Here is a 9210-nt window from a genome sequence, read left to right on the forward strand (position 1 = left end):
ATTTTTAATATATAATATATGTTGGAAGTTTTCTATTTATAAATTTTGATTGAAATCCTGTAGATAGGGTAAAAGTAAAGTTATCTGATATATTTTCAAATTTTTAAGCTTATGTATATTTTGGCTGTTTAGAATAAATAATAATTTTGTTAATAAGTACTTAAATCTACAGGAGATAGATAATATGTCTGAATATAAAATGAATATAAAAGGGAAGATTGTTTTAGAGGATTATAGTAGTGTATATGATTATATGTCGATAATAGGGGAAAATGACAATTTGACGATAGAGATAGATGGAGATGATGATGAAAATAAAGAAATAATATGCAATATGCTGAAGAATAAAAAATTTACTGTTAGCTTAAATGAAACTTGTGATGGAAAGCGGCGTTACATAAAAGCATTTAAAATGTAGGGAATAAATTAAAAAAATAAAAATTGTATGGTATAATAAAAAATTATAAGAACTATGTCGTATGTAAAATAATGTTAAACTGTTGATAAGGAGAGAAATGTATGATTAAATTGTATATGACAAGGCATGGAGAAACATTGTGGAATACTGAAATGAGAATGCAGGGTAGAAAGGATTCACCTCTTACTGAGAGAGGAATTCGACAAGCTAATTTATTAAGAAAAAGATTGGAAAATATTGATTTTAGTGTGGTGTATTCCAGTCCGTCGGGTAGAGCAATAAAGACTTCAAAAATATTAGTAAATTCCAAAAATATACCCATAATAAAAGATGAAAGGCTTATGGAAATAGATTTAGGAGAATGGGAAGGTTTTGATCAAAAACAAATTGAGAAAAAAAACTCAGAACAGCTTCATAATTTTTGGACTAACCCTAAAATTTATGAGCCAATTGGCGGCGAGAAATTTGAACAGGTGAGAGCAAGAATAATACCCTTAATTAAAGAAGTTATAAATAAATATGAGAGCAAAAGTGTATTATTTGTAACTCATGCTGTGACTTTAAAGATAATAATGTCATATTTTCAGGGTATGTCTTTGGATGAGTTATGGCATACACCCTATATTCATCAGACGAGTTTGAGTCAAGTAAATATACAAAATGGACAAGCTACGGTTGTGTTATATGGGGATTTGTCACATTTAGGGAAGGTGAAAAAGGTAGAGACAATATAAATTGCAATTAAAATTAATATATATTTTAAAAAATGGATAAAATATCAGATATATTGAATATATGAATGTAAATTGCTTAATATTAGCTTATATAGAAGTTGATTAAAAGGGATATAAATAATATTATTAAATAAAGGTCAAAGAAAGTCAAAGTCAGAAGGTGATAAGGTGGCAAGACTGTCAGATATAATAGAAGAATTTATAAAAGATATGTTTAATAATAGCGATGAAACTCAGCTTCAGATTGGAAGAAATGATTTGGCCAACTATTTTAGTTGTGCTCCTTCCCAGATAAATTATGTGTTGACTACTAGATTTACTATGGATAAAGGTTATTATATAGAAAGTAAAAGAGGTGGCGGCGGATGTATAATTATAAGAAAGATTGAGTTTAATTGCAATAAAAATTTGCTTAAAACCATAATCAGAAAGATAGGAGATAGTATAACTTATAATTCAGCTGTAAAGATCATAGAGGGATTATTTGAAGAGGAAGTAATAACGGAAAGGGAAAATATGATATTAAAGACTGTAATAAATGATAGGACGTTAAACAATGTTCAACTTGAGAGCAAGAATAAATTGAGGGCAGAGATATTAAAGGCAGTTATGGTGCTTATATTTAATACACCTAAATTTGTTATTAATAGATAAATATGTGATATAATAAAATTGTGTTAAAGTAATAACAATATATATGGGAGTGATAATGTGCTTTGTGATATATGTAAAAAAAATGAAGCTACAGTTCATATAACGAAGATAATAAATGGTTCCAGACGGGATATTAATTTATGTGAAAAATGTGCCATGGAAAAAGGGGAACTTAATTTTGTACCTCAGATAGATTTTGTATCTCCATTTAGTTTCCAGAATATATTAGGCGGAATTATGGATTATATGATAAATGCCAATAACGAGCAGTATAAGAGTTTTGATATATCCTGTAAAAATTGTGGAACTTCATATAATGAATTTAAAAAAACAGGTCTTTTAGGATGCAGCGAGTGTTATAAAAACTTTAGCAATATTTTAGGCCCAATTATTAAAAGAGTTCAGGTTAATTTAGATCATAAAGGGAAAATACCAAAAAGAGCTGGAAAAAATATGATTAAAGAGAAAAAGCTTTTAAAATTGAAAGCAGATCTTAAAAATGCAGTGTCTCTAGAAGAGTATGAGAAGGCAGCCACAATAAGAGACATGATAAAAGACATAGAGGGACAAAATGGGCAAAATAAAGATAACAGAAAGGAGGATTAGCTGTGGACAATTGGATTACTACTTGTGATAATAAGGAAGATTTGGTTATAAGTAGCAGAATGAGGCTGGCGAGAAATTTGGCTAAAGTTCCTTTCCCTCGTAAATTAAATGTAGAAAGGAGCAGGGATGTAATAAAAGGTATAGAAAATGCTTTTTATACTTCACCGGAAATTAGACAGGAATTTAAAACTAATTATTTATGGGAAAAAAATAATAATGAGAGGCAGCTTTATCTGGAAAAACATCTTATAAGCAAAAATTTAATAGAAAATAGTGATAAAACCGCTTTTATTCTCAATGATAAAGAAACCGTAAGTATTATGATAAATGAAGAGGATCATGTAAGAATTCAGTGTATAACAGCAGGATTAAATTTAGAAGAAGCCTATAGCTTAAGTGATAAAATTGATGATCTTCTTGAAGAAAATCTAGAATATGCCTTTGATGAAAAGTTAGGTTATTTGACAGCATGTCCTACTAATATTGGCACGGGATTGAGAGCATCTGTTATGCTGCATCTGCCGGCACTTTCACTGAATAATCAAATGAATGGACTGTTGAATGCATTGGCCCAGGTTGGAATGACCATTAGAGGATTGTATGGTGAAGGCTCTAAACCTGTGGGAAACATATACCAGATTTCTAATCAGATAACTTTAGGACGAAGTGAAGAAGAAATATTAAGCAGCTTAAAGGCTATAGTTATTCAGGTGATAAATGAGGAGAAAATTTCCAGAGGCAGTCTTATGAAAAAATATAAATATGAGCTGGAGGATAGAATTTATAGAGCACTTGGTGTATTGAGATCAGCTGTACTTTTAAATTCAAATGAATGCCTGAAGCTTTTATCCGATGTAAGATTGGGAGTAGAGATGGGAATAATTAATGATGTGAATAAAGTTACATTAAATGATCTTTTAGTGAATATACAACCGGCTGCTATACAAAAGCAATATGATAAAAATTTGTCGAGTAATGAAAGAGATTTTAATAGAGCAAAGCTCGTTAGAGAAAAATTGGCTGTAAATACAGCCCAGTAAAAGGGAAGGTGAATTTGGTTATGATGTTTGGAAGATTTACAGAGAGGGCACAAAAAGTGCTGATCTACGCCCAAGAAGAAGCTCAAGCGCTTCAACATGGATACGTGGGTACGGAACATGTACTTCTTGGTATATTAAAAGAAGATGGAATAGCTAAGAATCTTTTAAATAATATGAATATTACTATTGAAACAGTGCGAAGCTTTATAGAAGAATATGAGGGCAGAGGAGAAATAGATCTATATAACAAGGAGATTCCACTTACCCCTAGGACAAAGAGGCTTTTAGAATTGAGTTTGTTTGAAGCTAGAAACTTGAATCATAATTATATTAGCCCGGAGCATATTTTGCTTGCGCTAATTAGAGAGTCAGAAGGTGTAGCTTTTACTATTTTAAATAATTTAGGAGCAGATTTCAATAAGCTTAGAAAAGAGCTCGTAGATGCGCTTTCAGGAGAGCAGTCTTCAAATTTAAATGGAACTAAAAAGGAAAAGGGTGAACCTACTCCAACGCTTGATCAGTTTGGCAGGGATTTGACTGATATGGCAAGAGAAGGAAAATTGGATCCAGTAATAGGCAGAGAGAAAGAAACTCAAAGGGTTCTTGAAATATTGAGCAGAAGAACTAAAAATAATCCTTGTTTAATAGGAGATCCTGGTGTAGGGAAAACTGCCATAGCAGAGGGACTTGCAGAAAAAATAGTTTCAGCTAATATTCCTGAGCTTTTAAAAGGGAAAAGAGTGGTCACATTGGATCTTTCCTCCATGATAGCAGGTTCAAAATACAGAGGAGAATTTGAGGAAAGACTTAAAAAAGTTATGGAAGAAATAAGAAAATCAGGTAATGTAATATTGTTTATTGATGAAGTTCATACTATAATAGGGGCAGGAGCAGCTGAAGGTGCTATAGATGCATCAAATATATTAAAGCCTGCTTTAGCAAGAGGAGAAATTCAATGTATTGGAGCTACAACTATAGATGAGTATAGAAAGTATATTGAAAAAGATTCTGCTCTTGAGAGAAGGTTTCAGCCTATATTAGTAGGGGAACCTACTAAAGAAGAAGCTGTTTTAATATTAAAGGGGTTACGAGATAAATATGAAGCACATCATAGGGTGAAGATAATAGATGAGGCTATTGATGCCGCAGTAAATTTGTCAGATAGATACATTACGGATAGATATTTGCCAGATAAAGCCATTGATTTAATTGATGAAGCGGCTGCTAAGGTGAGAATACAAAATCTGGTTGCTCCACCTGATCTAAAGAAAAAGGAGGAGGAACTGGAAAAGATAACTAAGGAGAAAGAAGATTCTATTAGAGTTCAGGATTTTGAAAAAGCGGCTAAATTAAGAGACGAGGAAAAGAAATTAAAGGATAAATTAGAGGGATTAAAAACTAATTGGAAAACTAAGAAAGAAGTATCCACCCTCATAGTTGGAGAACCGCAAGTTGCATCGGTTGTATCTCAGTGGACTAATATTCCAGTGGAAAAATTAACTGAAAAGGAATCGGAGAGACTGTTGAATTTGGAAAATATTCTCCATAAGAGAGTAATAGGACAGGACGAAGCAGTTAAATCCATATCGAGGGCAGTTAGAAGAGCTAGAGTGGGACTTAAAGATCCGAAAAGACCTATAGGTTCATTTATATTTTTGGGACCTACTGGTGTTGGAAAAACAGAGCTGTCAAAGGCATTAGCTGAAGCCATGTTTGGTGATGAAAATAACATGATAAGAATTGACATGTCCGAATACATGGAAAAACACACTGTATCTAGACTTATAGGCTCTCCCCCAGGATATGTGGGTTATGATGAAGGCGGCCAGCTTACTGAAAAAGTAAGGCGGAATCCATATTCAGTGGTATTATTTGATGAAATAGAAAAAGCCCATCCTGAGGTATTCAATATACTGCTGCAGATACTTGAAGATGGAAGATTGACGGATGGTAAAGGAAAGACTATAAACTTTAAAAATACCATAATAATAATGACATCCAATGTGGGGGCATCTACTATAAGAAAACAAAAATCCATGGGATTTGCAATTGAAGATGAAAGCACAAAGGAAAGTCAATATGAAAAAATGAAAGATAATATAATGGAAGAACTTAAAGATTCTTTTAGGCCTGAATTTTTAAATAGAATTGATGATATAATAGTTTTCCATCAATTGGAGAAAAAAGATTTATTACAAATAGTAAAACTCATGTTGAAAAGTGTTTCTGCAAGGCTTATGGATCAAGATATAAAAATTAATTTTACTGAAGAAGCCCAAAAATTATTGGCAAAGGAAGGTTTTGATATAACCTATGGTGCAAGACCGCTGAGAAGAGCTATAACGAAAATTGTAGAAGATAAACTTTCAGAGGAAATGCTTAGAGGAAATGTCAAAAAAGGAGATAATGTAAAGGTAGATGTAAATAATGAAGAATTATTTTTCGACAAAGTTAATTAGGAGTATCTTTAACTAGATGATTCTTGAAGCTATTTTAAAAAGATAAAAATTAAACTTTATGCCTTGTAGGCATAAAGCTTAATTTTTATTGAAATCTAAACATTTTTTACAAAAGTAGTTAAAAATGTTGTATGATCATGTTTTAATATGAAAGGAGACAATTGAGTGGCAAGAAAAAAAACTGTTTTTACGTGCCAGAAATGTGGATATCAATCTCCAAAATGGCTCGGGAAATGTCCTAGTTGTAACAGTTGGAACAGTATGGTGGAAGAAATTAAGTCCCCTCAAATAGAATCTTTTAAGCATTTAGGATTTAGCAGTACACCTAAAAGTATAAATAATATAAAATCAGGTGAATATGAAAGACTTGATACTGGTATAATGGAATTGAACAGAGTTTTAGGTGGAGGTATTGTGAGGGGATCTATTACACTTATATCAGGTGCTCCAGGAATAGGAAAATCCACATTACTTTTGCAAACTGCCAGTAATATTGCCAAAAGATATGGAAAAGTATTATATGTTTCAGGAGAGGAGTCCGAAGAACAGATAAAAATGAGGGGGGATAGGCTTAAGGCATTATCTGATGATCTCTTTATAGTTTCCGAGACTAATTTGGATAAAATAGAGGAACATGTACAAAAAAATGAACCCATATTTGTAGTTGTAGATTCTATACAGACTTTATTTAAAGAATCTATTAGCTCAGCACCGGGTAGTGTGTCTCAAGTAAGAGAAACTTCTAACGATATTATGCGTATAGGGAAAGAAAATAATATATCCTTTTTTATAGTGGCTCATATTACTAAACAAGGGGAACTAGCGGGACCAAGAGTGCTTGAGCACATGGTAGATACTGTGTTATCTTTTGAAGGTGAAAGAACAGGGGAGTTTAGAATACTTAGAACTGTTAAAAATCGTTTTGGTACTACCAGTGAGATTGGTGTATTTGAGATGATAGAAAACGGACTTAGAGAAATAATGAATCCTTCTGAAGTGTTTTTAGAGGAAAGGACATCTCAGAAAGAAGGCTCCGTTGTTATAGGTATAATGGAGGGTAAAAGACCTATTCTGGTTGAAATACAGGCTTTAGTTAGTCAGACCAAGGCTATTATTCCCAGAAGGACAGTGGTTGGAGTGGATATCTCCAGGTTGAATTTAATTTTGGCAGTATTGGAGAAGAAGCTTAAAATACCGTTTTACAATTGTGATGTTTATGTAAATGTGGTAGGAGGCCTTAAAATAGATGGTACTTTTGGTGATCTAGGCCTTGCAATTGCTCTTATATCCAGTGCTAAAGCCAAAGATATATTATTGGATAATTTTTTGGCCGTAGGTGAAATTGGTCTCACAGGTGAGGTTAGACCTGTATCCTATTGTGGCAGGATTGTAAATGAAGCGGAAAAAATGGGATTTAAGAATATAATAGTACCAGATAGAAGTAAAGAAAAAATAAATATTAATGGAATAAATATCATAGGAATATCTTCTTTGAAGGAGGTATTGAATAAAGTTTTTTAATTAGGGTGATAATTTTGAGATTGGAAAAGGAAAAAGAACTTAAAAGTATATTAAAACTCTTAGCACCAGGGACTCAGCTTAGGGAAGGGCTCAGAAATATATTGAAAGCGAAAACTGGTGGACTAATAGTATTAGGAGACAGCGAACAGATATTAAAAATTGTAGATGGTGGATTTACTATTAATTCAGATTACAGCCCCTCTTATATATATGAACTTGCAAAGATGGATGGAGCTATAATACTCAGCAGTGATTTAAAAAAGATACTATATGCAAATACTCAGCTTATTCCAGATTCAAGTATTCCGACTTTTGAGACTGGCACGAGACACAGGACTGCAGATAGAGTTGCAAAACAGACTGGAGCCATAGTTATAGCAATTTCTCAGAGAAGGAATGTTATAACTATATATAAGGGGTATATTAAATATGTACTTAGAGATAGTAGTGTTATGCTAGCGAGAGCTAATCAGGCTCTCCAAACTTTGGAAAAATATGTATCCGTGTTGGATAGGGTGGTTAGCAATCTCAATATTCTTGAATTTCAGGATATAGTTACGCTGTTTGATGTAATGACTGCTATTCAGAGAACTGAAATGGTAATGAGAGTGGTTTCTGAAATCGAAGTATATATATGTGAATTGGGAAATGAGGGAAGGCTGATTTCCATGCAGTTAAACGAACTTATTAAGGGAGTTGAGCGAGATGGAATATTTATGATAAGAGATTACTGCCAAAGTGATATGGATTATGATGATATATATAAGCAAATTCAAGGCATAAGTTCAGATGAACTGTTGAATCTTGATTTTATATCTAAAGCACTGGGGTATGTGGGAGTACCTCTTGTAGATACATTGATATCCCCGAGAGGATACAGAATGTTAAGCAAAATTCCCAGAATACCATCTAATGTAATAGACAATATAGTTAAAAACTTCAGGGAACTTAAAGGAGTTATGGAAGCATCCTATGAAGATCTTGATAAAGTGGAAGGTATAGGTGAAGCTAGAGCCAGAGCTATAAAAAATGGACTTAGGCGGCTTAGAGAGCAGATCATGGTAGATAATAAGCTTTAGCACAAAATAAATATAGTCATATTATTTTGTGCTAAAAATTATCTAAAAGAGTATTTACCAAGGGTAGTTATTTTATCATATTCTTTTAAGAGTATATCGTATAAATTTAAATCCAGTGCATTGCACAGTGATGTAAGATAGAATAAATTATTACCTATCTCATTTTGTATTACATCCCTGCAATTATCACATAATGTCCCTTTTATTTGTGTACTCAAACATGTTTTTAAAGATTCAATATCCATATTAGTATTTTCAAGTATATTTTGCTTTTTAGCGCAAACTTCTATGCAACCGCAATTTGTAACGGATTTTACAATTGCTCTATTTATTCTGGCATTTGACTCTTGAAGTTTAGTTATTATATCTAAAATACTTTTGTGCCTTAATAATGACTCATTTACAGTGTTCTGGAAATCATCAAAGATTACATCTTTCATTAAGTTCAACTCCTTATATAAATTTAGCATATTATCTACAAATTTAATTGTAGTTTTAGATGATCTTGTTAGGTGGAAACTTATCTTATTTATTATATAATAAACCAAGAATAATTTTATGAATAGGGGGATTAGTATGTAAAAAATGGACAAAATTGTTTATGGATCTCAATTTTTGATATAATTATATAAGGGATAATAACTGTCTATTATAAAAATCTCAGAGCACACGAGACCGTACTAGATATCGTATGCCTTA

General features: G+C 32.3%; 9 protein-coding genes. 8 read left to right on the forward strand and 1 reads right to left on the reverse strand.

Features of this window, described 5'->3' with window-relative positions; translation table 11 throughout:
- Positions 1-184 precede the first annotated feature (184 nt).
- The 8 genes from J5G60_RS13935 to disA all read left to right on the forward strand — a co-directional run bounded on the left by J5G60_RS13935 (position 185) and on the right by disA (position 8511).
- Positions 185-418, forward strand: a complete 234-nt coding sequence (locus tag J5G60_RS13935) for a hypothetical protein (protein WP_150357972.1) — start codon at positions 185-187, stop codon at positions 416-418.
- 101 nt (positions 419-519) lie between these two features.
- Positions 520-1152: a histidine phosphatase family protein gene (locus J5G60_RS13940; protein WP_150357971.1), complete on the forward strand. Its 633-nt coding sequence runs from the start codon at positions 520-522 to the stop codon at positions 1150-1152.
- Positions 1153-1320: 168 nt separating this feature from the next.
- Positions 1321-1806 (forward strand): CtsR family transcriptional regulator, encoded by a 486-nt coding sequence (locus J5G60_RS13945; protein ID WP_150357970.1) that lies wholly within the window; start codon positions 1321-1323, stop codon positions 1804-1806.
- 57 nt (positions 1807-1863) lie between these two features.
- Entirely contained in the window at positions 1864-2412 is a 549-nt protein-coding gene (locus J5G60_RS13950) for a UvrB/UvrC motif-containing protein (RefSeq protein WP_150357969.1), read from the forward strand.
- Between the two features lie 2 nt (positions 2413-2414).
- Positions 2415-3452, forward strand: a complete 1038-nt coding sequence (locus J5G60_RS13955; RefSeq protein WP_150357968.1) for a protein arginine kinase — start codon at positions 2415-2417, stop codon at positions 3450-3452.
- A 20-nt stretch (positions 3453-3472) separates the two neighbouring features.
- Complete coding sequence (locus J5G60_RS13960; RefSeq protein ID WP_150357967.1) at positions 3473-5911, forward strand: ATP-dependent Clp protease ATP-binding subunit; 2439 nt, start codon at positions 3473-3475, stop codon at positions 5909-5911.
- A gap of 165 nt (positions 5912-6076) precedes the next feature.
- A complete protein-coding gene (gene radA / locus J5G60_RS13965; protein WP_150357966.1) occupies positions 6077-7432 on the forward strand; it encodes a DNA repair protein RadA in 1356 nt (451 codons plus the stop codon).
- Between the two features lie 14 nt (positions 7433-7446).
- Positions 7447-8511, forward strand: a complete 1065-nt coding sequence (disA, locus tag J5G60_RS13970) for a DNA integrity scanning diadenylate cyclase DisA (protein WP_150357965.1) — start codon at positions 7447-7449, stop codon at positions 8509-8511.
- A gap of 38 nt (positions 8512-8549) precedes the next feature.
- Here disA and J5G60_RS13975 read toward each other — a convergent pair whose 3' ends face one another.
- Entirely contained in the window at positions 8550-8951 is a 402-nt protein-coding gene (locus tag J5G60_RS13975; RefSeq protein ID WP_150357964.1) for a DUF1573 domain-containing protein, read from the reverse strand.
- Positions 8952-9210: the final 259 nt, after the last annotated feature.

Source organism: Clostridium sp. HV4-5-A1G (assembly GCF_900184915.1).
Taxonomy (GTDB): Bacteria; Bacillota; Clostridia; order Clostridiales; family Clostridiaceae; genus Clostridium_B; species Clostridium_B aromativorans.